A 25,500-nucleotide genomic window follows, 5' to 3' on the forward strand; every position below is an offset into this window, starting at 1 on the left:
TGAGGAGTTTATATCGTGTTGAAGAAATCTACCTGTTTTTCTTGCCCATTTAAATACTCTGGTAGCCAGTAGAATTCCCACGCTGGAGCTTCATCGTGTAGAACAGTTCCCCATCGTTCGGGGCCAAAGGATGTTAACCAATATTCAGCGCGAGTGTTGCGTTCTAAATACCCATAGTCGACGAGTTCTCTGCGCAAGTACGCAAAATCTGGCCATAACTCATGAAGGATGTAGTTTACTTCTTGTTCGGTGTAGGTACGGCCAACCTGAAAATAGTTAACTAGGTACAGCAGAATATGTGCTCGTGTTCGACGTTTTGATGGCATAACGGTCATCGCGCCGTCTTTAAAGAATCGAGAAACGATAGTTTGGTGTTCTTGATAGGCTTCTCTACGTGCGTTCTGATACCGTTCTTCGTACTCTTTGAGTAATTCCATGCGAGCGGTGGTGTAGTTTACCCCTGTTTGTTGCATGCGAGCGCGGACTTGAGATTTGAAGTTGCGTTGAGCTGTCATGGATAACCCTTACGTGTGTATCCCTAGCCTACTTATTAGTGTTATCTGATGATGTGAACTCGATGTGTACCACGTTGTGCACCGTCTTTTACTGAGGAAGTAGAGGTGCTGGGGTGTTGTGGTGTATCCCAGGAGGAGTCTTTCCCCTTTACGGTGCATTGTTTAAGCTAGGGTTCAACGATGCCGTTAGGCGTTAGGGTTCGCCTAAAGTGAGGATACATCATGGGGTACGAAAAACACAATTAATATAGTGTTTCAGGTTACACAACATGGGTTAATATGAAGTAATCTGTGTAGCAATGTCTACGTTTGAGACGCGTTTACCACTTGAACACTGAACTACTCTAGTATGGATGCAGAATCGTCAGCCCTCTGACGGTTATTTCAGAAGAAAATCTAGTGGAGTAAGTTTATGAGCCTGATTGTTCAAAAATTTGGTGGTTCATCGGTCGCAGATGCAGACGGTATCAAACGCGTAGCCAAACGTATTGTGGATACCCGAAAAGCAGGGAATGATGTGGTAGTGGTCGTCTCCGCGATGGGAGATACCACCGACGAACTATTAGATCTTGCCGCAGAGATTACTTCCGATTCTTCTCCTTCACGAGAACTGGATATGCTTCTGACCGCTGGGGAACGTATCTCTATGGCAGCGTTATCTATGGCTATTAATAGTCTAGGCGTCAAGGCGAAATCTTTTACCGGTTCTCAAGCTGGGATGATTACGGATGGGGTACACGGCGCTGCTCGTCTTGTAGAGGTTACTCCGCAACGTATTCATGCCGCATTAGCAGAGGGCGATATTGCTATCGTTGCCGGTTTTCAGGGAATGAACCGTCAGACCGGTGATATTACAACGTTAGGGCGTGGCGGGTCAGACACTACCGCAGTCGCATTAGCTGCCGCTTTAAATGCTGATGTCTGTGAGATTTATTCTGATGTGGATGGTGTTTTCTCAGCTGATCCGCGTGTTGTTCCGACCGCCCATAAGTTGGAGACCATTACTAGCGAAGAGATGCTTGAGATGGCAGCGAACGGTTCAAAAATTTTGCATCTGCGCTGTGTAGAGTATGCGCGCCGTTTTAACTTGAAATTACATGTTCGTTCATCCTTTTCTGAGTTGGAGGGGACACTTGTTATTCCCGAGAATTCTAAAGAACTAACCCCTAATCGTCTAAAGGAGATTCCCTTGGAACAGCCTCTTATCTCTGGTGTTGCACATGACCGCAGCCAAGCAAAAGTTACTCTTATTGGGGTTGTTGACACTCCGGGTTCTGCTGCGAAAGTCTTTGGTTTGCTCAACGAAGTTAACGTGAATCTGGACATGATTGTTCAGAACGTTTCTACAGACCGCCCTGACGTTACCGACATTACTTTTACTCTTCCTCAAGATCAGGGAGCAAAAGCTGTGAAACGTCTGGAGCAAGCACAAGAAGAGGTCGGTTTTACGGAGCTACGCTACACCGAAGAGATTGGTAAGCTCTCTCTCGTGGGTGCTGGTATGAAAGCACATTCGGGTGTTTCTTTCACCTTTTTTGAAGCCTTAAGTCAAGCCGGAATCAACGTTCAGATGATTTCAACCTCAGAGATTCGTATTTCTGTTATCACCGATTTAGATAAGCTCGACGAAGCGGTACGCGCCGTGCATACGGCTTTTAATCTTGACGCTGAAGGCGAAGCGACTGTTTACGGTGGTACAGGTCGCTAAAGACTCACGCAGATTCTGTGATGCCTCAACGGTAAAATACTTCCTATGAGTTTTTCCGTTGAGGCATTTTCATGGGTCGTTTATGAGCCTGAGCAGTGGCAGAAGTACGCGCGTGAACATCACGAACGTGCCGCTGTTTTTGCGGACCCATATTTAGCAAGACGCCATCGCGGAGAAAAACACCCGGTTGAGGATTTCCTTTTCACTTACTACACCCTCAAGCCTGCACAGTTTAAGCGTTGGCATCCCGGTGTTGGTGTTATTTTGCTTGATGCACCTGAGTATGCTCAGCAGAAATTTTATATGCGTCTAAGCGCTGAAGATATTGCTCGATTACCGCTTAGTGCAGCACATAAAGAACGTATTTTTTCTAGCGATTGTGCTGTTACGGTTGATGTTGCACAATTTTTGCAACGACGTTCTGAAGCCGTAAGTTATACCTATGAAATCCTTTCGAATACTTCCCAGAAAAATGGCTTTTTCGGGTGTTTTGGGATGCACGAATGGGCGATGGCGTATCGTTCCATAGAGAATAATATCCGCCATGATTATTTACCTTTACGGTTAGGTGCTGAAGGCACTAATGAGGTGTTAGATTCTCATCGTATCCGTTGCTCACATTTTGATGCTTTCCGGTTCTTCATGCCACAGGCCGCCCCAAAGAATGAGTTACAACCAACCCGTCAGCAACAGCCTGTTCTTGAACAGCCAGCATGTTTGCATGCGAACATGGATGTTTATAAGTGGGCGTATAAGCTTCTTCCTTTGGTTGATTCTCAGCTTCTTCTGGATTGTTTTGAGCTGGCGTGGGAAGTACGTGAGCTTGATATGCGGGCAGCACCTTATGATCTCCACGATTGGGGTTATACCCCTGTTGAGGTGGAGACTCCTTCCGGTAAAGCAGAATATGTGCGTTATCAACGTGGTTTTGCAGCCCGTGCTCAGCAATTACGTACCCGTCTTTTAGAGTGTGTCTCTTCGGTGTATTCTCCTGAACTATCATCCTCATCAGTTGAGGTTCACAGCATTTAGCACCGTTGAGTCCAGTATCTTTCAAAGGTTCAGAAGGGGCTCTTTTTAATAGCGTTGAGGTGGGTTTGAACAGTATGGTGTACTATTCAAACCCACCTCACATGAGTTCTTGACCCATCATTGATGAGCCCAAGGCACACTAAGACTCGTAGTTAGTCTTGGTGTTTATCCTTCATATAACGGTAGATAAACGCTGCCATAGCATCGCGCTGTGTTGGCTGGTAGGGGCGGTAAGTACCGTCATCCCAGCCTCTAGTGATGCCTTGTTCAGCGAACCACGCAATCTCACGGGCAAAAATTACCGAAGAATCAACGTCTTTGAACGTCGATGGCACTGGCGCCGTATATCCAGGAGAGCCAGCAAAACGGTAGAAGAACACTGCAATAGCGTCACGCTGTGCCGGCGCATGGGGACGGAATGTTCCGTCTTCCCATCCGGTAGTGATGCCTTGTTCTGCTAACCATGAGATTTCTTTATAGAAAACATGGTCGGTCGGTACGTCTTTGAACGGTGAGACCGCCGGCGCCGTATATTCTGGTGAACCTGCCATACGGTAGAAGAATGCAGCTACCGCGGCACGGTCAAGTTGCGTTAACGGCCGATAGGTTTTATCAGGCCAACCACGAGAGATACCGCTTTCTCCCATCCAGTTGATTTCGGTGTAGAACAAGTCTCCAGGGCGCACATCGTGAAAGTATGGTGTGCTCACTTCTGGTTCGTTGCTCGGTTCTGGGGTGGCAGGTTCTTCAGTTGTTGTTTTATGAACCGTGACTTTCTCTCCCCTAAATTCAACCTGAGCGGTTTTTTGTGTTTCTGTGGAGGTGACTTCAAAAGTGGCTTCTGGTTGGAAGTAGCCTCGTTCTAGGTCTTCCTCGGTGATGCGGTGAGATGCAGTATGGCACTGGTAGGTTGCGCCCGCTTTCAGGTTGAGCCACCGGCAGTTTGGTGCATTGGGTGGGAGGAATCCGTTCTCAAAGTTTCCGGCAATGGGGACTGAGTGAACAGTGCCTTCTGAGGCGTTATGCACAGTGAAGCGGTAGTTGATAACATCGCCGACTTCATAGCTGTCTTTGGTGTCACCAGCAATATCTCCAGAGATGTTTAGAGCCGGTTCTAGGTTGATAGCTCGGAGGTAAACCGGCTCACCCCGATAGGTGATTTCGCCTGTTTTAGAGCGGTCTGCTATTGAAACAGCGTTAAAAGTTATCTCAGGGATAAAGTATCCGCGGTCAATATCTTCTTGGGTGACAGTGTGCCCCGCTGTTTTGCAAAGATAGGTTGCGTCAGCACCGAGGTTACGCCACCGGCAGTTTGGTGCATTGGGTGGGAGGAATCCTCTATCGAGGTTTCCTCCGGTGGGTACAGCGTCAACGGTTTCTCCGCTGGTGTTCGTAACACGAAAGGTATAAGGTACGACGTCTCCTACGTGATATGGGTTCGTTGAGAGGTCACGTTCAGTCGTTTGCCCTTCGCTCAAGGTCACGTGGAAAGGTGTTTCACTGGTGCGGTTTACTTGTGCAGAGAAGGTATAACGTGATTGTTTTCCTTGCGCCTCAGTAAAGACGACATCGAGTGAACCGCTGCGTGCTTGAGCGGTTGCAGTGAGCGGAATATTGACGACGGTACTAGCCCCAGCGTCAAGGGTAGGAACGTTTACGTCTGTTGCTGTGAATCCGCGGTTGTCATGGACGGTAACGCTACCGCTTACGGGGTGTTCTTCTTGGTTGGTGATTGTCACAGGAATAGTGGTGACGCTATTTTCGTCGACGGTGATGTCTTCTGTATTCAACGGTGCGCAGACGACGTTGAGCCAGTCTTCATCGAAAACACCAAAACGCATGTCGTTTTGATAGCTTGCTTCGTAGAGTACGCCAAATCCACCGCTTGATAGTGCAGTTCCAGTGGAGTATGCTCCGAAGCCGTCTTTAAATTGTCGGATACCTGGCCATGTTTGCCCGTCATCGCAGGAGACTCGTGCGGTGAGGTTTTCGCGGGAGTTTCCGTTGTTGTTATTGGAGTTGGTGAAGATGAGTTTTTGTGCCTCTTTGCTGCCTTGTGGCGCTTCAGGGAACATCCTAAAGATTGAGGCGTTATTTTTGGGGTCGGGGAGGTGTTTATCGAGGGTGACCTCGGAGTAGCTGTGCCCGCCGTCTTCAGAGATGGCTACTTTTCGGTATCCGGAGAAGACGAAATCACGGGAGTTGAGCATGACTCTACCGTCAGAGAGTTCGACGACTTTGTTTTCGTCCATTTCGATACCGACGTATTCGCCACGTTTCCATGTCTTTCCGTGGTCGTCAGAATAGACGGAGTACGCTTGGGTTTTTTCTCCGCCAGCTACTTGTTTGACGGTTCCTGTGAATTGTTGGATGAGCCTACCTTTGTAGGCTCCGTAGCGTAGTTGGATACCTTCACCGCTAGCGGCGAAGATAGCTCGGGCGTCTCCTGGTTGGGGGTTATTTTTATCGGCGCCTTGTTTGACGATGGGTGTAATGTCTCGAGGTTCACTCCAGGTGAGTCCTCCGTCAGTAGATTCAGTGACAACTGCACCCATGACGTCTGGATCGCTTGTATCGTTTCCGTAGACGCTACCCCAGAATCCTTGGTTATGTGATTTAACGAAGAACGCAAAAACTTTTCCTGCTTCATGGTCGACAACAAAGGACGGATCTGAGTAACCGTATTTTTGGGTTCCATCATTGCCAAGATGTCCTCTGGCAATATAGCTGGTATCGCTCCATGTTTTTCCACCATCTATTGAACGGCGCATCACAATAGAGTTGGGGTTTGGTGCGTCTGCTGCGTTGTAGGGACGCCCGTCCCATGCAGCAAGAATGATGTTGTTTCCGAGGTCAGCTAGTGCTGGAATGCGGTAGGTTGCTGAGTCTCCGATGAGTTTTTCACCGAGGTTTTGTTCTTGGTAGGTGCCCGGTCCAGAGGTTGCTGATAGGACAGGTTGTGGTGTCGCGTAAGCAGGAATGGTTCCGGTGCTTGCGGTTGCTGCAATGAGTGAGAGTGCGAAGATGCTCTTAGTGTGTTTTTTCATCGTTGAAAAGCTCCATCTACATAGATGTTCAAAATATGTGCTACAGCGCACATCTAAGATAAACACCACCCTAACACCAAAAGCTCAATATCTGGAGCTCACGTGCAAAAAGTTTATTTAGGCATCTTCTCGAGTGGCTCTTTGCCACGCTGTTAGACGCCCTCGAATACCTGCAAAGTGAGCAGCCATAAGCTCTGTTCCAGCAATAGCATCACCTTTTTTCACGGCGTTAAGAATGTCTCGGTGAGCGGCAACTAAAGACTCACCTTGCTTTTGACTAGCAGGAACAATAGCGTCTAGCTCCACGGAGATCACGTTATAGACAATCCAGAACACTTCCAAAAGTTCTGAAAGTAAATCGTTCTTCAACGGCTCATAAAGCGATGCGTGAAATTCTCTGTCCCAGTATGACCAATCTTTACCTTCTTTAACGGCCTGTTCCATTTGAGTTACGGCATACTCAATTTTTGCTATTTGTTCATCACTCATTAGCGGTATTGCAAGAGCGATTAGCCCTGTCTCTAGGGCTTGACGGACATCCGTAAGTTCTCGTGCTTCTTTACCGCCACGATGCAAGGAGGTTAATCCGCGGAATGTTAGCCCTCGAGTCATGGCTTCTAGAACACGCCCTCCAACGAACGTCCCAAACCCGTGACGGACTTCAATAATCCCTAATCCTTCTAAGACTTTGAGCGCCTCTCGGAGGGAGTTGCGCCCTACGTCAAGTTCTTCGATGAGTTGTTGTTCGGTAGGAAGAGGGTCTCCCGGCACGAGTTTTTCACGCAAGATAATTTCGATAATCTCATTTTGAAGTTGATATTGACGGTTTTTTGCGCGCGATGCATGGGGGACACTATTAACTTCATAAATTTTTTTAACCGCTCTCACGTGCGGTTTTGTTTTTTTTACCACGGCTCCTCTTCTCAAATCCAGAATCTCTTTTGAGACGAAACTAGTATTTTTTATAGAAAGTAACACCTCTATTGATGTTGCACATCTGGGAGATGGCTACTATTCTATAGTACAGGTAGGACATCCTACGTTAGGATGTTCCTCTCACATAAACAACCGTCCACAAAGGAGTGCGACTATGCCTCACCTTAAAGACATCACCGAGCACAGCTCGACTCGCCGTAGCTTCTTCAAGCTAGCAGGTTCCGTTTCAGCCGCTACCGCTTTCGCTGCATCTATCTCAGCATGTGGCTCAGGCTCTAAAGGCTCTTCTGCCACTAAAGCAGATGGAGCAAAAGCTGGCGAAATCAACAAAGATGGCACCATTACCGCTGGTATCGCATACGATATCTCCACCACCTTCGCCCCATCACAGGCATCCGGTGCTGGCCCCCTCGCAGCGAACCTACACATCTTTGAAGGTCTTTATGGTCTAGACCCTGCAAGCCGTAAGCGTTACAACGCTCTAGCAACTGCAGACCCTGAAAAGATTGATGACACCACCTACCGTGTCACCTTGCGTGAAGGTGCAAAATTCCACAACGGCGACCCTGTCAAGGCATCCGACGTTGTTTACACCTACGGCAAATTCACCGACAAGAGCTCTCTCTTTGCACAGTTCCTCTACTTCATTGACTCCGTCAACGCTGTTGATGATTCCACCGTAGAATTCAAGTTCAACCAGCCATTCTCGCTCTTCGCTGACCGCATCTCCTTGATGCAAATCATGCCTGAAAGCGCAGAGAAAGACTTTGAAGCTTTCGGTGCACACCCCATCGGTTCCGGTCCTTACAAGTTTGTTTCCGCAACCAAGGGCGACCACATCGAATTTGCACGCTTCGACGAGTACAACGGTCCTCGCCCAGCACTCGCAAAGGCTATGAACTGGTCCATCCTCTCAGACGCAGCAGCACGTGTTACCGCTATCCAGTCCAAGCGTGTTCAGGCTGTAGAGTCCGTACCTTACGACAATATCTCAGTCTTGGAGAACACTTCCGGCCTTAGCGTCGAATCCGTGCAGTCATTCGGCTTGCTCTTCATGATGTTCAACTGCGAGAAAGAGCCTTTCAATAAGGTTGAAGTACGTCAGGCATTGTTCTACGCACTCGACATGGACAAGGTCATCAAGACTGCATTGCTCGGCAACGCAGAGCCTGCAACTTCCTTCTTGCAGAAGAGCCACCCAGACTACGTTGAAGCTTCCACCGTCTACACCCACGACGCGGACAAGGCAAAGAAGCTCCTCAAAGACGCTGGTGTTGAAGACCTCACCCTCACCGTGCGTTCGACCGACCACGACTGGGTTGTTTCCTGTGTTCAGCTCATCCAAGAATCGCTCAAGGAAGCTGGCATCAAGGTCACTATCGAACCTACACCATCGTCCTCGTTGTACTCCGACTACGTAGACACCGGAAACTTCGATGTCCTCATCGCACCCGGCGACCCCTCCGTCTTCGGTAACGACGTAGACTTGCTCCTCTCCTGGTGGTACCGTGGCGACACTTGGCCCACCAACCGTTTCCGCTGGTCCGGAACTGAACAGTACAAGCAGCTTCAGGAATACATGAACGCTGCAACTACCTCATCAGATCCAAAAACAGAGTGGAAGAAAGCAATCGATTTGCTCTCTGACAACGTTCCGTTGTACCCACTATTCCACCGCAAACTACCTACTGCGTGGGATTCGGAAACACTCGTTGATTTCAAGCCGCTTCCAACAACCGGCATCTCAATGCTTGGTGTAGGAACGACTAAGTAATCTCCGCTATTCCACACAGCGGTTTGTGAAGGTTTTTCCCTTTTTCCTTCACATCATAATCGGCGGTGGCTTCCGGACATTGGTACGGATTGCTTCATTTCCGTACCACCGGAGCTACCGTCGAACCTTTTTCACACGCATTCTCTATGCGGGAGTTTCTCTTGGCTAATTTTCTTCGACTACTTGGAAGAAGACTACTTGCACTACCCATCATGCTCTTGGGTGTGACAATCCTCGTCTTCGTTATCTTGCAATTCACCCCCGGTGACCCAGCAACTATCGCCCTCGGTGAAGGCGCTTCACAAGAAGCAAAAGAAGCATATCGTGTTGAACACGGCTTAGATAAGCCTCTCATCGTGCAATACTTCGCCTTCCTCTGGCGTCTGCTCCACTTTGACCTCGGCATGACCACCGCACCGGCTCAGCCCGTCATCGACCAAATCACAGCAGCATTTCCTGTCACCATTCAGCTCACATTCTTCGGCGTTCTCATCGCAGCAGTCGTCTCCCTCGTGCTCGGCGTCATCGCCGCACTCTACCGCGACCGCTGGCCAGACCAGATCATCCGCGTACTCTCCATGGCATCTATCGCAACGCCTTCCTTCTGGCTCGGTATCTTGCTCATCCAATACTTCGCACTTGACCTAGGAATTTTCCCATCCGGAGGCACCCCACCAGAAGGCGGAGGATTTGGAACATGGCTATCCTATATGACACTGCCAGCAGTAGCTCTCGCAGTACCCGTATGCGCATCCTTAATCCGTACCGTACGCACCTCCATGGTTGAAGAACTCGATAAAGACTACGTTCGTACCGCTATCGGCAACGGTGTTCCTTACCGCGAAGTCGTCACAAAGAACGTTCTCAAAAACGCCCTCATCACTCCCGTAACCGTTCTTGGTTTGCGTATTGGCTACCTCCTCGGTGGTGCTGTCGTGATCGAAATGATTTTCTCCCTCAACGGCATGGGCAACCTCATCTTTACCGGTATCACAGGTAACGACGTCAACCTCGTACAAGGCGTAGTACTCACCATCGCGGTGACCTTCGTCCTCGTCAACATTGTGGTTGACCTCCTTTACCTACTCATCAACCCACGAATTAGGACGGTGTAACTGTGCGCAGAGGACTCGCCGAACGACTCTCCGCCCCTGGCGTTCGCTTCAAAGCATTGCCACTTGGTTCTAAAATCGCCCTGGGGTTCTTAGTATTTATCATCTTCATCTCCTTCGCGGCTCCCTGGCTTGCCCCACATAATCCGCTAGCCTCAACGGGAATGCCAATTGACCCACCAAGTTCTGAATACTGGTTTGGCACAGACCGTCAAGGCCGCGACATCTTCTCACGCCTGATGTACGGTGGACAATCTTCTTTGATGGTTGGTCTTGGTTCCGTTGCCGTCGCACTTGTTGCCGGTGGCATCCTCGGAGCTATCGCAGCAACCAGTGGCAAATGGGCTTCTGAAACCATTATGCGCATCATGGACATCTTCATGGCATTCCCCGGTATCGCACTTGCCGCAGTGCTCTTGGCATCACTAGGGAACTCCATCCCCACCATCATCATTGCTATCGCAGTGGTATACACTCCACAGCTAGCTCGTGTGGTCCGCGCACAGGTACTCGCTGCTTGGGACGAAGACTACGTCCGCGCAGAACGCGTGATGGGTGCAGCTCGCCCCTACATTCTGACAAAACATATCGTCCGCAACACCATCGCACCAGTTCTCGTATTCGCAACGGTCATGGTTGCAGACGCTATCATCCTCGAAGCATCCTTGTCCTTCCTCTCCGCAGGTGTGCGTCCACCTAACCCTTCATGGGGTAACGTCATCTCTGACGGTCGTGCGCTCATCCTCTCTGGTGGTTGGTGGGCTACAACCTTTGCAGGTATCGTCATCCTCTTAACCGTTCTTGCGTTGAACGTCCTTTCCGAAGGCATGACAGACGCAATGGTCAACCCCAAGCTACGCCGCAAAGTCGTTATCGAAGATACCGACCCAGTAGCTGGCGCTAACGGCATCACTGCTGAAGAGAAACTTGCAGAAGCAAAACTTGCAGAAATCCGCAAGCACCGCGACCTTCAAGCACAACATGAACTAGATAACGTTCTTGTCAAACTTCGTGAGGCAGAAAACCGTCGTACCGACCGTTTCGTCGTAGATAAGAACGCTCCTGCAATCCTTGAAGTCAAAGACCTCAGCATCTACTTCCCAGAACGTTTCGGCGACACCCCAGTCGTTGATAAAGTGTCCTTCACCGTGTACGAAGGACAGACCATGGGACTTGTTGGGGAATCTGGTTCTGGTAAGTCCATTACCTCTTTGGCAATTATCGGTCTGCTCGATAAGAAAGCAAAGATTACTGGTTCTGCTGTCTTTGAAGGACAAGAACTTGTTGGAGCACCTGAATCTGTCTTTGAAAAACTACGCGGTTCTATCATCTCCATGGTGTATCAAGACGCTCTTAGCTCGTTGAACCCCTCCATGTTGGTTAAAGACCAGATGGAACAACTCACTAGCCGTGGTGGACGTAAGTCCCCTGAGGAGCTTCTACGCTTAGTGAAGCTTGACCCTATCCGCACCCTTAACTCGTACCCACACGAGCTTTCTGGTGGTCAGCGTCAGCGTGTACTTATCGCCATGGCACTATCTCGTTCACCCAAACTCGTTATTGCAGATGAGCCAACGACTGCTCTGGACGTTACTGTTCAAGCTGAGGTCATTGATTTGCTCAATGAGCTCCGTGAACAGTTAGGATTCGCGATGATTTTCGTGAGCCACGACCTCGCACTTGTTGCACAGGTAGCGCACCGTATCTCTGTCCTCTATGCAGGTCAAATTGTGGAAGCTGGTGCAACCGTACAGCTTCTGAAGAACCCTATGCACGAGTACACTCGTGGACTTCTAGGATCGGTCCTCTCTATCGAATCCGGTTCTGAACGTCTCTACCAGATTCCTGGTACAGTCCCCTCCCCCGGCGACTTCGCTGTTGGTGACCGTTTTGCACCTCGTTCATTACGTGAAGATGCAGATCCTCATCAGAAGCTTGTCTTCGTTCCAGTCCCTGGAGAAGACGACCACTTCTGGGCTTCTCACCTACCAGAAGACGCACAAGCACAACAAGGAGCACAGTCATGAGCAACGAAAACAGCAACAACGCTGACGCTCACCCAGAACTGCTCAACACTGTTGGGCGTAAGGCAGTAGCCCGTCTAGGTGAGACCATCATCGAGCTCAAAGATGTCAAAGTTCACCACCGTTCCCGTACTGGTGGTATCTTCAAACCAAATATCGTCAAAGCTGTCGATGGTGTTTCTCTGAAAGTTCGCCGCGGCGAAACAATCGGTCTCGTCGGCGAGTCTGGATGCGGTAAGTCCACTTTGGCGTCAGTTATCGTGGGTCTTCAAAAACCAACAGACGGAGATGTTCTCTTCAAGGGGAAGAGTGCTCTCAAACGAAACGCTGCACTACGACATGATTTCGGTTCGGATATCTCGATTGTCTTCCAAGATCCAGCTACCGCGTTGAACCCTCGTATGACAATCCAAGATATTCTCCGAGATCCGCTGGATGTGCACGGCATCGGTGATAAAAGTGGACGAGACCGTCGAGTACGTGAACTTCTACATTTAGTCGGTCTACCGGTGTCAGCTTCTGAAGCTTTGCCCTCTCAAATTTCTGGTGGTCAGCGCCAGCGTGTAGCTATCGCTCGTGCGTTAGCTCTTGAACCCAAAGTGATTGTGGCAGATGAACCTACCAGTGCGTTGGACGTTTCTGTTCGCGCGCAGGTACTTAACCTTTTGAGCGACCTCAAGCGTGAACTTTATCTGGGAATGGTTTTCATCTCCCACGATATTCAGACCGTTCGATACGTCTCTGACCGTATCTGCGTTATGAATAAGGGACGCATCGTAGAAGAAGGTAGCGCGGAACAAGTCTTTGACCGTCCTTCGCAGGACTACACACGCACTCTTTTGGGTGCGGCACCGACCTTGCTTCACGTCTAAAAAGAACACGTTATTTAGTCAATAATTTTTCTAAGGATTATTTATCATGACCTTTTCAGGAGTCATTCCTCCTTTGCTCACCGCTCGCACTGCAGAAGGTGACATCGACACCGATTCCATCTCACGTCTTGTTGAGCACCTTATCTCCGGTGGTGTCAGCGGTATCTTCGCTCTCGGTTCTTCTTCTGAAGTTCCTTATATGACGAACGCTGAGCGTGAACTTGTCTTACGTACTTGCGTTGAAGCTATCGATGGACGAGTCCCCCTCATCATTGGTACCAATGAGCAGACCACTGCTCGCGTTATCGACGAAGCTCAGCGTCTTTTGGCTATCGGTGGCGACGCTATCGTTGTCACAAGCCAGTATTACGCTATTGATGATCTTCATGAAGAAGAGCGTCATTTCCGTGCGATTGCAGCAGCAGTAGACGTTCCTGTTTTCGCCTACGATGTTCCTGTACGTACTAAGCAGAAGCTACCTGTTGGTCTGCTTGCAAAGCTTGCTCGCGAAGGCGTGATTACTGGTGTGAAGGATTCTTCTAACGATGACATTTCCTTCCGCCTACTAGCTCTAGAAACCGCAGATCTTGAAGATTTCAGCCTCTTCACTGGACACGAAGTGGTCTGTGACGGTGCGATGCTCTCTGGTGCTGCAGGTATGGTACCTGGTTTGGGCAACGTTGATCCGGCTGGATATGTTCGCCTCTACGAAGCAGCTCGAGCAGGTGACTGGGCACAAGCTAAAGCTGAGCAGGACCGTCTAGCTCAGCTCTTCACCATCGTCAATGTCACAACCCCTAGCGTTTCTGGTGGTGCAGCTGGTCTTGGAGCGTTCAAAACTGCTCTAGAGTTAATGGGCGTTATCTCTTCACGTCGTATGAGCACCCCGATGGAGTCTCTCAACGATACTGAAGCTGAACGTATCCGTGGCATTCTCGGTGAAGCTGGTTTGCTTTAGGCTCTAGCTTGTAGATACAGAATATAATCCAACACACATTGCAAGGTAAAGGAATCATCGTGGAAAACAGCACCGTCGTCGCAATTTCGGTTGATTTAGGTGGCACAAAAACCGCCCTCGGAATTGTCGATCAGCACGGTGCTGTTTTGCATCGTGCGGAGATTCCTACCCTTGCTCAGCTTGGCGGTGTGCCTCTTGCTAAGCACACCGCTGAGGCTGTGTTGGAACACATTTCTTATGCTCGTTCTCATGGTTGGGATGTTGCCGGTGTCGGTATCGGCTCAGCTGGTGTTATTGATGAGAACGGTACTGTTGTTACCGCTGCCAATGTCATTAAAGACTGGACGGGCGTTCAGTTTGCGTCCATCGTTGAGTCAATGACCTCTTTACCGACTTGCGCCGTCAATGATGTTCATGCCCATGCCTTAGGTGAAGCATGGCTTGGTGCTGCAGCTCAAGCACCCTCATCGCTCATGATGGCGTTCGGTACTGGTGTAGGTGGAAGCTATATTGAAGACGGCAAGCTCATGCGCGGTGCTCATTCTCTTGCTGGTCATACCGGACATTTTTCTTCTCCTCTAGCCGTTGGGTTAGATTGCCCGTGTGGTGGTCGTGGGCATGTTGAAGCTGTCGCAGCTGGTCCTGCGGTTCTCCGTAAATATCTTGCGCTAGGTGGCGCACCAGCGCCAGATACGAAAGAAGTTTCTGTACGCGCTCAAAATGGCGATAAACTAGCTCAAGAAGCCATTGTTTTTGCTGGTCAGGCTGCTGGAATTGCCTTGGGTGACCTTGCTACTATTTTTGATCCTCATCTAATTGTTGTCTCTGGCGGTGTTGTTAATTTGGGCGACCGCTGGTGGACAGCTCTTCTTGATTCTTATGCTCAAGCTGCTTTAGGTCAGGCAAAGAGTACTCCTATCGTTTTGGCAGAGCTTGGTTCTGATGCTCCTCTCATTGGCGCAGCTTCACTTATTCATCGTTCTTCATTAGCGTAGTTATCGCCGTATTTTTCGATAAGGAGTTTTTATGTTTACTGCTTCTGAACTGGTTGAGTCTCTTAAAGGTCAGCTCGTTGTTTCTTGTCAGGCATATCCTGGTGAGCCCATGCGTCAGCCTCAAACGACAGCTCAAGTTGCCGCTTCTGCTGTTCTTGGAGGGGCTGCAGCTGTACGTGTTCAGGGTATCGCTGATATTCAGTTCACTCGTAATTCTGTTGAAGTTCCGGTGATTGGTCTGTGGAAAGACGGACATGAAGGTATTTTTATTACACCGACGCTTAACCATGCGTTGAGTGTGGCTCACGCTGGGGCTCATATTGTTGCTCTCGATGGAACAACTCGTGAGCGTCCTGATGGGTTATCTTTAGCAGAGACTATTCGTGGTGTTCATGAGCGTTCTCATGCCTTAGTTATGGCTGATTGCGATAGCTTTGAAGCAGCTCAGGCAGCTGTTGAGGCTGGTGCTGATTTTATTGGTACTACTCTTGCTGGTTATACCGATGCGCGTGCAAAAACTGATGGCCCTGATCTTGAGCTATTGCGTTCGATTGCAGAAGCAGGTTTTGACGTCCCGCTAATTGCTGAGGGTCGTATTCATACTCCGGCGCAGGCGCGTGAAGCGCTTGATGCAGGTGCTCATGCGGTGGTGGTAGGTACAGCGATTACTCACCCAATTTCTATCACGGGGTGGTTTAAAAACGCTTTGAGCCATTAGTCTCTCTGTTGGTTCTTGGAATGAACCGTTGTGGAGATTGTTAAAGGGGGTGTGCCCAGAACTTTTGTTCTGGGCACACCCCTTTTTTTTGGAGCGTTAGTTGTTTTGACGTTTATGCGTTAGGAGTGTTTACGTCTGCTTCTTCTTCACGACCGGGGGTTCGTAGATTCCATTTACGGATAACGAAACGGAAGGTGAAGTAGTAGATAACGGCGTAGCACAAACCGATAGGGATAATCCAGATGGAGTTTTGCGAAATACCGAAGTTGAGGAGGTAGTCGATGGCTCCTGCAGAGAATCCGAATCCGGCGTGGATACCTAATGCGTTGGTCAGCATCATGGCCGTTCCGGTAAAGACTGCGTGGATAACGTAGAGTGGCCAAGCAACGAACATGAAGGAGAATTCAAGAGGTTCGGTAATACCGGTGAGTAGTGCGGTGATACCGGTGGAGAGCATAACGCCTCCGATGAGTTTCTTCTGTGATGGTTTTGCTTCTTGCCAGATGGCTAGTGCTGCTGCTGGTAGTGCGAACATCATGATGGGGAAGAATCCTGTCATGAAGACGCCAGCAGTGGGGTCACCAGCGAAGAATCGGTTAAGGTCGCCTTGTACACCGTTGTAATCGCCAATGAGGAACCAGACGATGGAGTTAAGGATGTGGTGGAGACCAACGGGGATGAGCATACGGTTGAGGAATCCGTAAATACCAGAGCCGATAATCGCGTTTGCGTAAACGGCTTCACCGATGCTCTTGAGAACTGCGTCGAAAGCAGGGTATAGGAGGCTCATAAGCACGCCAAGGACGATGGCGGCGAAAGAGGTGAGGATTGGGACAAGTCGACGTCCGCCAAAGAATCCGAGCCAGTCGGGGAGTTTGGTGCGGTGGAATTTTTGCCAGAGTAGCGCTGCGGTGATACCAATAACGATACCGCCAAGAACACCGTAGTTAATTTTTTCTTGTTCGGCGCCTTCAGCTGCTGCCCCAAGCATGATAGGAGACATTGCGGTGAAGACGTTGTTAAGGACGACGTATCCGACAGCTGCTGCTAGCGCGGTAGATCCGTCACCTTTTTTCGCAAACCCGAAGCTAATGCCAATAGCAAAGAGGAGAGGCAAATTTTCGAAGAGTGCTCCACCTGCAGCGCCGATAACGCTTGCTACATCTTGCATACCAGGAAGTGCGCCGAGAAGGTCTTTTTGTCCGAGGCGTAGAAGAAGGGCAGCTGCTGGAAGCGCTGCGATGGGAAGCATCAGAGAACGCCCAAAACGCTGTAAGACTTTCATGGATTTTCCGTCTTTCAGACTTTTTCGTTCCGTTGTCGCCGGGGTCGACATGGGTCCTCCTTGATAGGGGGTAGGGAGTTATTGATGTGTGTATGACCTCTGGTACTGTTTATAACCAGTGATATAAGATACTATAGTTCATGATGAAGAACCTGCCAAGAGAATATCGAGGATAAAGTTCTTAGATCACCCATAACCACTCCAACCTCAGTTAGGAAAACATCATGTTTGATGCAGAGAAAATTCTAGAAGCACTCGGCGGAGCAGATAACGTCGAAGAAATTGAAGGTTGCATCACCCGCCTTCGCGTAGAAGTTGACGACGCCGAAGCCGTAAACCAAGACGCCCTCAAAGCAATGGGAGTTCACGGAGTCGTCGTCCTTGGATCAGCAGTTCAGGTTGTTGTAGGACCAGTAGCCGACACCTTGGCAGAAGACATTCAAGACCTTCTCTAAACCCCATATACATAAACCTCCAGAAGAAGGAGACTTACCATGACACAGCTCCTCGACGTCTATGCGCCATGCGCTGGCGAACTCAAAAGCCTCTCAGACGTACCAGATGAGGTATTTTCCCAAAAAATTGTTGGCGAAGGCATCGCCATCGAACCGACAATTGAAGACGACGAAACCTTCAAGGTTAAGGCCCCGTTTGACGGAACGATTCTCAAACTCATGCCTCACGCATTTGTCATCGCAGCTTCCACGGGGGAAGCATTACTCGTTCACGTCGGTATTGACACCGTAGAGTTTGCAGGTGAAGGCTTTGAACACTTTGTTCAAGAAAAAGACAGCGTTACACGCGGGCAAAAACTTATGAAGGTTGATGCCAGCGCCCTCAAAGAAGCAAAATCTTTGATGTGCCCAGTTGTCGCGCTTAAACCTACACAATGCACGCTGGTTCCAGTGGAAAACTCTACGCTCTCTACAGAAACCGTCGTTTTACAGTTGTCTTCCTAGAACTATTCTTCGAGAATACTCTTATGTTGAAACATGAACGCGTCCGTGCGCAGTTAGAAGAGCTTATACACTCCAACTATCGTTCTGGAGATTGCCTCCCCGGAGAGCGTTTTCTCGAGCAAAAATTTGGGGTCTCTCGAATTACTATTCGACGTGCTATCTCTGAACTTGTCCACGCTGGGCTATTAGTAAGAGTTCACGGTAAAGGCACTTTTGTCTCGCACGGACGCGTTCAATCACATCTACACCTCGCATCTTTCCACGAGGACATACGCAACGCAGGGATGACACCTGGCACCAAAGTCATTGACGCCTATTGGGAAGAACCACCAGAGAATCTTCAAAAATTCTTCCCGCAAACACAACGCTTGCTCCACCTTAAACGTCTTCGCTTAGGAAATGGGCTTCCTGTCTCTGTTGATCAAAGTTGGATTCCAGAAGATATTGCCCAACCATTTGTTCACAGCGACCTTACGTCTTCTCTCTATGAGCTCTTCTCGAGTTCTGGAACCCCAGTAGTTGGAGCGCAACAAACAGTCGAAGCAGGCAAACCGTCAGAAGATTTAGCTCACCTTTTAGAAATATCACCCCGAGAACCGGTACTCATCTTTCACCGGTATTCATATACGCTCATTGATGGCATAAAGTTTCCGATAGAACATACTGTATCTACATACCGTGCAGACCGATACCGTCTATCCATGCATGTAGAGAGCTCTTCCTCGACATGCTCTGCGCGCTAAAGTTATCACCGATATATATTTCTCAGAACTTATCCAAACGACAGGGAAATCACAGCTACGACAGTCCCAAGAGTCCTCAAGCGCCAGTATGATGTAGAAAGACTGAATATTAAGAAGTGCAACGCGTCTTTTCGTAGTCACATTTCTACTGTTAACTTCATGTACCACTTCTACCGATTGAGAACTATGTCTAAAAAACTTATTACCTGTGCAGCTCTCACAGGACTTCTTGCACTAAGCGCTTGTGGCGCTCAAAATAGCACGGCTTCCCCTGCGTCCTCTAGCTCAACTCCTAGCAGCACGCCCAGCGCGACCCCATCAGCTACGGCAACCCCAACACCATCAGCAACACCTTCGGCGACCCCCACACCTAGTGAAAAGCCAACACCAACCCCTACCGTAGTTGAAGAAAAACCAGCCGAGCCTGAGACAACAGAACCTGCTCAAGAAGAAACACCTGAAGGGCCAACCCCTGAAGAACTAGCTTACGAACAGGCTAAAAAAGATGCAGAAGCTGCCGGTTTCCAAGCGATTAACGCCATCATCGAAGACATGTATTCACAAGGTCTTGCCGGCTCTGCAGCAGCTAAGAAAAATCTTTCCGACAAAGTCTCCACAGCGTTATCTAATGACATCAAGTCTCGCGCTAACGCCAAAACACCTTACCGTGAGCTACTAGAACACACTCCGGAAGAGAAACTTATCCCCATCCTTGAGGATGTTAAGAACACTGCCCCCTACGCATCTCGTGTAGACACCACCGGAATGAATACTGCTGACCAGCTTGCACTATTTATGCTTCTTGCCGACGTAAGCAACGGCGTCAACGACAGCAACTACCGCTACTACGACTTCCAAGCTGCAGATAACACCGAAGTAGACTTCAACGGCGATAACAAAGTCACGCTCAGCAACATCACCAGCAAAGCAAACGATGTTAACGCCCGTTTTGTCGACATGTCTAACCCTGAAGAAAACTATAATTTCTCGCTGATTAGAACAGATCAGGGCTGGCAGCTCGAAGGACCAGTCATGCTGGACTATTTCACCGAGCAAATTCACCGCTAAAATATATTTTTATATTACGAAAGCACTCATACCCCAGATTTTTCTGTTTCACTAGGAAAAATACTGTTTGGGTATGGGTGCTTTAGCATTTCTAACACGGTAAGGGTCAATTGTCCTATCAATAGGCTAAAATGATACTCGGCTCACATATTTATTTACGTACACTCAAGGAGTGCTCACCCCAATGGCCCGTATTGTCGTCGATGTTATGCTCAAACCAGAAATCCTTGACCCTCAAGGTAAAGCCATCGCCAACGAACTACCCCGTATCGGACTCACCCAATTCACAGATGTCCGACAAGGGAAACGCTTTGAACTATCCGTCTCCGGCGAAGTTACTGAAGAACTCCTCCAACAGGCTCAACAAGCTGCTCAGGAGCTACTTTCAAACCCCGTCATCGAAGATGTTGTCAACGTTTCGGTAGTGGAGGACTAAACAAACATGGTTGAGTCTCTTAGCGCACACGAAACACCCCTCATCGGAGATTTCACAACACCTGCACCAGAAGAACAACTCAAAGACGTTCGCGTAGGCGTTATCACATTCCCTGGAACACTTGACGACAGAGACGCTATGCGAGCAGTAACACTCGCCGGTGGAACACCCGTACCGCTGTGGCACGATGAAGCCAACCTACATCAGGTTGACGCAGTCATCGTTCCCGGCGGTTTTTCATATGGAGACTACCTGCGCGCTGGCGCCATCGCAGCGAAAGCCGCCGTCATGGAAAAAGTTATCGACGCCGCACAATCCACACAGGCACTACCCGTACTAGGTATCTGCAACGGCTTCCAGATTCTCACCGAATCACACCTATTACCAGGGTCCATGATTAAAAATGATCATCGAAAGTTTATCTGCCGAGACCAAACACTACGAATCGAAAATAACACCACCCCATGGACACGGCATTATGAGGCCGGTCAAGAAATAGTGGTCCCACTCAAAAACCAAGATGGTCAATACGTTGCAGACCCTAAAACTCTTGAAGAACTAGAAAACCAAGGACGTATCGTCTTCCGCTATGTTGACGTAAACCCCAACGGTTCACGTAACAACATCGCTGGTATCTGCAACGAACGAGGTAACGTCGTTGGACTCATGCCACACCCCGAACACGCTGTAGAACCAGGTTTTGGGCCCTCCTCTTCCGGTGATGGAAGCCGCACCCTACGTGGTGGCGCTGACGGGCTAGGGGTCTTCTCCTCCGTTTTGAGCACACTCGTTACACACCCTTAGTTCAGTTTCTTACCCATCGCGGAGAAGTCTTCTTCGATGGTTTACCACAAGGATCTACCTACTCATGAGCGATAAGCAATTCAACCTAGACACCGTAGAAAATGCTGCGGCAACCCCCAATACACAACTGCCGTGGGCTGAACTTGGTCTCAAAGAAAACGAGTTCAACGACATCGTCGCACTCCTTGGACGACGCCCCACCGCAGCAGAATTAGCCATGTATTCTGTTATGTGGTCTGAACACTGTTCCTACAAATCCTCAAAGATTCACCTTAAACAATTCGGACAAAAAGTCACCGAAGAAATGACCCAAGACCTTATGGTTGGTATGGGAGAAAACGCCGGTGTGACAAACATCGGCAATGGTTGGGCAGTCACCTTCAAAATTGAGTCGCATAACCATCCTTCCTACGTCGAACCATATCAAGGCGCAGCAACCGGTATTGGCGGTATCGTCCGTGACATTATTTCAATGGGTGCCCGACCTGTAGCTGTCATGGATCCACTACGTTTCGGCGCTATTGACCACCCCGACACTCAACGAGTTCTACCAGGTGTTGTCTCAGGTATCGGCGGATACGGTAACTCTTTGGGGCTACCTAATATCGGTGGAGAAGTAGAATTCGACTCCTGTTACCAAGCAAACCCCCTAGTCAACGCTCTTGCTGTTGGCATTATGCGCCATGAAGATATCCGCCTCGCTAACGCTTCTGGTGTAGGCAATCAAGTGATTCTCTTCGGCGCACGCACCGGTGGAGACGGTATTGGTGGGGCATCGGTACTCGCCTCAGAATCTTTTGACGACACTAAACCCTCAAAACGACCAGCAGTTCAGGTAGGAGACCCTTTCGCCGAGAAAGTACTCATCGAATGTTGCCTAGAACTTTTCAAAGGCTCTGTCGTTGAAGGTATTCAAGACCTTGGCGCAGCCGGTATTTCTTGTGCAACAAGCGAACTCGCATCCAATGGTGAAGGCGGCATGCACGTAGACCTCACAAAAGTTCTATTACGTGATCCGACCCTCACCCCAGGAGAGATTCTCATGTCAGAATCTCAAGAACGCATGATGGCCGTCGTCACCCCAGAAAATCTAGAACGTTTTGAGCAGATTATGCACAAATGGGACGTTGAGTACTCAATTCTAGGTGAGGTAACCGATACTGGTCGCCTCATCATTGAATGGGACGGCGAAATCATTGTCGATGTAGACCCTAAAACTGTTGCCCATGATGGGCCTACCTACGAACGCCCCTATGCCCGCCCTGATTGGCAAGACGAAGTACAGTCCCAACACTTTACAGGCTCTACGGAGGACGCTCAACGCCCCACCCAAGAGAACCTTGCCGAAGCCATTATTGACTTCATGGCAAGCCCTAATATGTGTTCAAAGAGTTGGATTACAAACCAATACGACCGGTATGTTCAGGGTAATACAGCGTTATCGCAACCTGATGATTCTGGTGTCATTCGTGTTGATGAGCAGACCGGTGCAGGTGTTGCCCTAGCAACAGATTCTTCTCCACGATTTAGCTATCTTGACCCTTATACCGGCGCACAAATCGCTCTAGCAGAAGCATATCGTAACGTATGCACTGTAGGCGCTCGCCCTGTCGCCGTTTCAGATTGCCTCAACTTCGGATCCCCAGAAGACCCTGATATTATGTGGCAGTTCGTAGAATCAGTCCGCGGACTGGCCGATGGTTGTCAAGAACTAGGCGTCCCCGTGACCGGAGGAAACGTCTCCCTCTACAACCAGACTTCTGGGCAAGCTATCAAACCAACCCCCGTCGTTGCCATGATGGGCGTCATGGACGATGTAACCCGTCGTGTGCCTTCTGGGTGGCAACAAGAACATGATGGGCAAGCAATCTACCTTCTTGGCACCACCCGTGATGAATTAGATGGTTCTGAGTGGGCACGGTATTGCGGACACCTTGGTGGCATGCCTCCTCAAGTTAATCTAGCTCAAGAAAAACTTTTAGGTGACATGCTGGTGAACATGTCTCGTGACGGCATGATTGACGCTGCCCACGATGTCTCTGCCGGTGGTATTGCTGCTGCTGTAGCTGAAGCCTGCCTACGTTTTAATGTTGGCGCTCGTATTGGTCTTAGTGAAGTTGCTGAACGAGACGGTGTCGATTTGTTTACGATGCTGTTCTCGGAATCTACCGGACGTGTTATCGTGTCTGTTCCGCGCTCCGAAGAAGTACGTTTCAAAGATATGTGCACGGCACGAAATTATCCTTTTGCACGTATCGGCGTCGTTGATGCGGCTTCTGAAAATCTTGATTTTCAGCAGGTTGTTGTTCCCCTCAATAAGCTACGTGAACGTTGGGAAAATACCATGCCACAGTATTTTGGCGAGGTAGCTCAAGGCTAGATACTAGCTACCTAAAAAATATAGGATGAGGGGTGCTCACGTCTTCTGATGTGAGCACCCCTCATCCCATGTCGGGCTCTGTGCTAAAACATTAGAACATCAGGTGTTCTAATCCTTTCCCATAAAAACGTAGCGGAGATTGTGCCAATAACTCGCGGTCTTCAACATTCCACGCATGAGAGCTGGAATCGCCACTGCGCATTTGCAAGAAGTTAAACCTATCCGAAGAGTAAATCACTCCCCCATCTTGATGCACATACGATAAGAAGCCCGTATCTTCACCTCGATTTCCGGCAGGAAATGGGTGTTCAAGAAATACTTCGCGAGCGCCTGTAATGGTTGGCCCCATCACGAAGTTCGTGTATTTATGCTCGCGTTCTGGGTTGCGTAGCAACGTCGCGTTATGCGCCTGAAGATGCATATAGTGTGCCTGTTTACCGACGATGTCTGCACCAGAATAAGCAAGAGCAAAAAGCATATCTTGAAGATAGTGTTCACCGTAGAGGTCGTCATCATCGACTTTTGTGATAATTTTTCCATCTGCGCTGCGCACTAGTTGGTTTAAACATTCTCCCAGAGAGAGCGTTGAGTCTGCTCGTAGTATTTGCAGTTCTATTCCGTAGTCGCGTGCTTTAGCTTGAAGCTGTGGTGTTGGTACGTCAAACCCGTGAGTGAGTAGGTTAAGTTGTACTGGAACTGATGAAAAGCTAGCAACAGTTTTAAATACGTGGTCGATATGTCCGGGTCTGTTCGTTGAAACAATAACGGTTGTTTCAGGTAGTTGGTGTGGGTGTTGTTGAGGTGTTTTCCCAGCAGCTTGCAATACTTGCATAGCACGGTGGGTGTAGGTGTGTGCAGACCAGATTTTTCGTTGTGCAAGGTGCACCGTACGGTCATTGAGCTCTGGAGAGTTTACCAGTGCTTTGAGCATATATTCTGCTTGTTTTTGGGTAGTCGCGATAGGTACTTCTTCATCGGTAAAGAAGCGCGGTATAGCCTCTGAATGAGTCGTTAGTACGGGCGTTCCAGAAGCTGTAATTTCAAAAACTCGTCGGGCGCACATGCTCGGTGAGTCAGTAACAGAGTTGACGTTTAGAAAGACTTTATACGCCTTATACGCGGTTAACATTTTTGCGTACGAGAGTGATCCAACTATTTTTTGGCTAAAAGGTTCAGGAAACTGGTAGTTTGGGTCGTCGTTGAGGAATCGTGAAAAAATTTCTAGCCCGTGATCCATTGTAGGGCTAACCGCATATGCGGCGCCAAGGAGCATGTCCATTTGTTCACGACGTTCTGGATATTTATGAGCAAAATACATTCCAGCGAAGGCAATATCCCGTTCGTGGAACCCGTGTGGCGGTCGGGCAGGGTTATGGATAGCTTTTTGAGCAGCAAAAGCTAAGGCAGAAATATTCTGGTGACCTAGCCTTTCTTGATACTCAGGAATTTTCCGTTCATCTGAGGTGAATACATAATCAAATAATCGTGCGGTAGGAAGAAAATCTTCAAAGTGTGGGGGGTCTTCTTTATTCCAAAAGATGGTGGGAATATGATGCGCCTTGCAATAGTTGATGATGTCTTTTAACGCTCTTGAGGGAGCATTTTTTCCGGTCAGTTGGTATTGCCAAGCGCCGTTATTACCTGCCCATGCCGATTCGACAAAAAGTAAATCTATTCCCGTGTTAAGTTGTTCTTCCCATGTGCTGGGCTCTAGCGCAACGGTGTTAAATTCATAGCCCCATGCTGCAGCTGAAAAATCATCGAGGATGACGGCTACACGATATTCGTTGAATGTGGGAGTGCGTTCTATAGGACTGGAAAACTCTGGAAAGTCGAGTCTTAGGTGTTGATTCTTCCCTGAAAAGAGTGTTTTCAGCGGGGAGGAGCGAGTAATATGGGGTCGAGCGTCAGCACCTTTAACAACGTGTTGTCTGGTGGTGAAAGCTCGAAGCTGTTTGCGCCCGCCAGTGCGTAAATGCCAGGCAGCTCGTCTAACGTAATTAATCACTTCAATAAGGTGGGAAGAGGACGACATTGGTTTTCTCTTAGTGACGGTTCTACACTTTATAACAATCTGCTACTAATGTAGCTATTATCGGACAGATATCAAGAAGGGGTTTAGAACACTGAGAAA

21 protein-coding genes are annotated in these 25,500 nt (G+C 49.0%); 16 read left to right on the forward strand and 5 right to left on the reverse strand.

What is annotated here, in order from left to right; all coding sequences use genetic code 11:
• Positions 1 to 8 precede the first annotated feature (8 nt).
• Positions 9 to 515: a DUF2087 domain-containing protein gene (locus ACN084_RS06095; protein WP_419106236.1), complete on the reverse strand. Its 507-nt coding sequence runs from the start codon at positions 513 to 515 to the stop codon at positions 9 to 11.
• Positions 516 to 927: 412 nt separating this feature from the next.
• Here ACN084_RS06095 and ACN084_RS06100 point away from each other — a divergent pair, with 412 nt between their 5' ends.
• Positions 928 to 2,223: an aspartate kinase gene (locus ACN084_RS06100; protein ID WP_419106237.1), complete on the forward strand. Its 1,296-nt coding sequence runs from the start codon at positions 928 to 930 to the stop codon at positions 2,221 to 2,223.
• A 45-nt stretch (positions 2,224 to 2,268) separates the two neighbouring features.
• Positions 2,269 to 3,255: a 3-methyladenine DNA glycosylase gene (locus tag ACN084_RS06105; protein ID WP_419106238.1), complete on the forward strand. Its 987-nt coding sequence runs from the start codon at positions 2,269 to 2,271 to the stop codon at positions 3,253 to 3,255.
• Positions 3,256 to 3,407: 152 nt separating this feature from the next.
• Here the strand turns inward: ACN084_RS06105 and ACN084_RS06110 are convergent, their stop codons facing one another.
• Both ACN084_RS06110 and ACN084_RS06115 read right to left on the reverse strand, forming a co-directional pair.
• Positions 3,408 to 6,302 carry an exo-alpha-sialidase gene (locus ACN084_RS06110; RefSeq protein ID WP_419106239.1) on the reverse strand — a complete coding sequence of 965 codons (2,895 nt, stop codon included), beginning with the start codon at positions 6,300 to 6,302 and terminating at the stop codon, positions 3,408 to 3,410.
• Positions 6,303 to 6,419: 117 nt separating this feature from the next.
• Complete coding sequence (locus ACN084_RS06115; protein ID WP_419102344.1) at positions 6,420 to 7,214, reverse strand: FadR/GntR family transcriptional regulator; 795 nt, start codon at positions 7,212 to 7,214, stop codon at positions 6,420 to 6,422.
• Between the two features lie 178 nt (positions 7,215 to 7,392).
• Between ACN084_RS06115 and ACN084_RS06120 the strand changes: the two genes are divergently transcribed.
• From ACN084_RS06120 to ACN084_RS06150, 7 genes are all read left to right on the forward strand, one after another.
• Positions 7,393 to 9,012: an ABC transporter substrate-binding protein gene (locus tag ACN084_RS06120; protein WP_419102343.1), complete on the forward strand. Its 1,620-nt coding sequence runs from the start codon at positions 7,393 to 7,395 to the stop codon at positions 9,010 to 9,012.
• A gap of 161 nt (positions 9,013 to 9,173) precedes the next feature.
• Positions 9,174 to 10,127, forward strand: coding sequence for an ABC transporter permease (locus ACN084_RS06125; RefSeq protein ID WP_419102342.1), 954 nt, complete (start codon positions 9,174 to 9,176; stop codon positions 10,125 to 10,127).
• Between the two features lie 2 nt (positions 10,128 to 10,129).
• Positions 10,130 to 12,151, forward strand: coding sequence for a dipeptide/oligopeptide/nickel ABC transporter permease/ATP-binding protein (locus ACN084_RS06130; protein WP_419106240.1), 2,022 nt, complete (start codon positions 10,130 to 10,132; stop codon positions 12,149 to 12,151).
• Positions 12,148 to 13,020 carry an ABC transporter ATP-binding protein gene (locus ACN084_RS06135; protein WP_419102340.1) on the forward strand — a complete coding sequence of 291 codons (873 nt, stop codon included), beginning with the start codon at positions 12,148 to 12,150 and terminating at the stop codon, positions 13,018 to 13,020. Before ACN084_RS06130 ends, ACN084_RS06135 begins: the two co-directional genes overlap by 4 nt.
• A gap of 46 nt (positions 13,021 to 13,066) precedes the next feature.
• Positions 13,067 to 13,978: a dihydrodipicolinate synthase family protein gene (locus tag ACN084_RS06140; protein ID WP_419106241.1), complete on the forward strand. Its 912-nt coding sequence runs from the start codon at positions 13,067 to 13,069 to the stop codon at positions 13,976 to 13,978.
• Positions 13,979 to 14,037: 59 nt separating this feature from the next.
• Complete coding sequence (locus ACN084_RS06145) at positions 14,038 to 14,973, forward strand: ROK family protein (protein ID WP_419106242.1); 936 nt, start codon at positions 14,038 to 14,040, stop codon at positions 14,971 to 14,973.
• A 31-nt stretch (positions 14,974 to 15,004) separates the two neighbouring features.
• Entirely contained in the window at positions 15,005 to 15,691 is a 687-nt protein-coding gene (locus tag ACN084_RS06150) for an N-acetylmannosamine-6-phosphate 2-epimerase (RefSeq protein ID WP_419106243.1), read from the forward strand.
• 112 nt (positions 15,692 to 15,803) lie between these two features.
• Here ACN084_RS06150 and ACN084_RS06155 read toward each other — a convergent pair whose 3' ends face one another.
• The gene (locus tag ACN084_RS06155; RefSeq protein ID WP_419102336.1) at positions 15,804 to 17,027 is read right to left on the reverse strand and encodes a PTS transporter subunit EIIC; all 1,224 of its coding nucleotides are present in this window, start codon (positions 17,025 to 17,027) and stop codon (positions 15,804 to 15,806) included.
• Between the two features lie 173 nt (positions 17,028 to 17,200).
• Between ACN084_RS06155 and ACN084_RS06160 the strand changes: the two genes are divergently transcribed.
• The 7 genes from ACN084_RS06160 (at position 17,201) to purL (ending at position 23,366) form a co-directional block, all read left to right on the forward strand.
• Entirely contained in the window at positions 17,201 to 17,431 is a 231-nt protein-coding gene (locus ACN084_RS06160) for a glucose PTS transporter subunit EIIB (protein WP_419102335.1), read from the forward strand.
• 39 nt (positions 17,432 to 17,470) lie between these two features.
• Positions 17,471 to 17,935 (forward strand): PTS sugar transporter subunit IIA, encoded by a 465-nt coding sequence (locus ACN084_RS06165; protein WP_419106244.1) that lies wholly within the window; start codon positions 17,471 to 17,473, stop codon positions 17,933 to 17,935.
• 23 nt (positions 17,936 to 17,958) lie between these two features.
• Positions 17,959 to 18,678 carry a GntR family transcriptional regulator gene (locus ACN084_RS06170; protein ID WP_419106245.1) on the forward strand — a complete coding sequence of 240 codons (720 nt, stop codon included), beginning with the start codon at positions 17,959 to 17,961 and terminating at the stop codon, positions 18,676 to 18,678.
• A 186-nt stretch (positions 18,679 to 18,864) separates the two neighbouring features.
• Positions 18,865 to 19,746, forward strand: coding sequence for a hypothetical protein (locus ACN084_RS06175; RefSeq protein ID WP_419102332.1), 882 nt, complete (start codon positions 18,865 to 18,867; stop codon positions 19,744 to 19,746).
• Between the two features lie 184 nt (positions 19,747 to 19,930).
• Complete coding sequence (gene purS, locus ACN084_RS06180; RefSeq protein ID WP_419102331.1) at positions 19,931 to 20,182, forward strand: phosphoribosylformylglycinamidine synthase subunit PurS; 252 nt, start codon at positions 19,931 to 19,933, stop codon at positions 20,180 to 20,182.
• Between the two features lie 6 nt (positions 20,183 to 20,188).
• Positions 20,189 to 20,986 (forward strand): phosphoribosylformylglycinamidine synthase subunit PurQ, encoded by a 798-nt coding sequence (gene purQ / locus ACN084_RS06185; RefSeq protein WP_419102330.1) that lies wholly within the window; start codon positions 20,189 to 20,191, stop codon positions 20,984 to 20,986.
• Between the two features lie 64 nt (positions 20,987 to 21,050).
• On the forward strand, positions 21,051 to 23,366 hold the full coding sequence (gene purL / locus ACN084_RS06190) for a phosphoribosylformylglycinamidine synthase subunit PurL (RefSeq protein ID WP_419106246.1): 2,316 nt from the start codon (positions 21,051 to 21,053) through the stop codon (positions 23,364 to 23,366).
• Between the two features lie 91 nt (positions 23,367 to 23,457).
• Here purL and ACN084_RS06195 read toward each other — a convergent pair whose 3' ends face one another.
• Entirely contained in the window at positions 23,458 to 25,401 is a 1,944-nt protein-coding gene (locus tag ACN084_RS06195; protein ID WP_419106247.1) for a glycosyltransferase family protein, read from the reverse strand.
• Between the last annotated feature and the right edge of the window lie 99 nt (positions 25,402 to 25,500).

The organism is Rothia sp. P7208 (assembly GCF_048512915.1).
In the GTDB taxonomy this organism is placed as follows: domain Bacteria; phylum Actinomycetota; class Actinomycetes; order Actinomycetales; family Micrococcaceae; genus Rothia.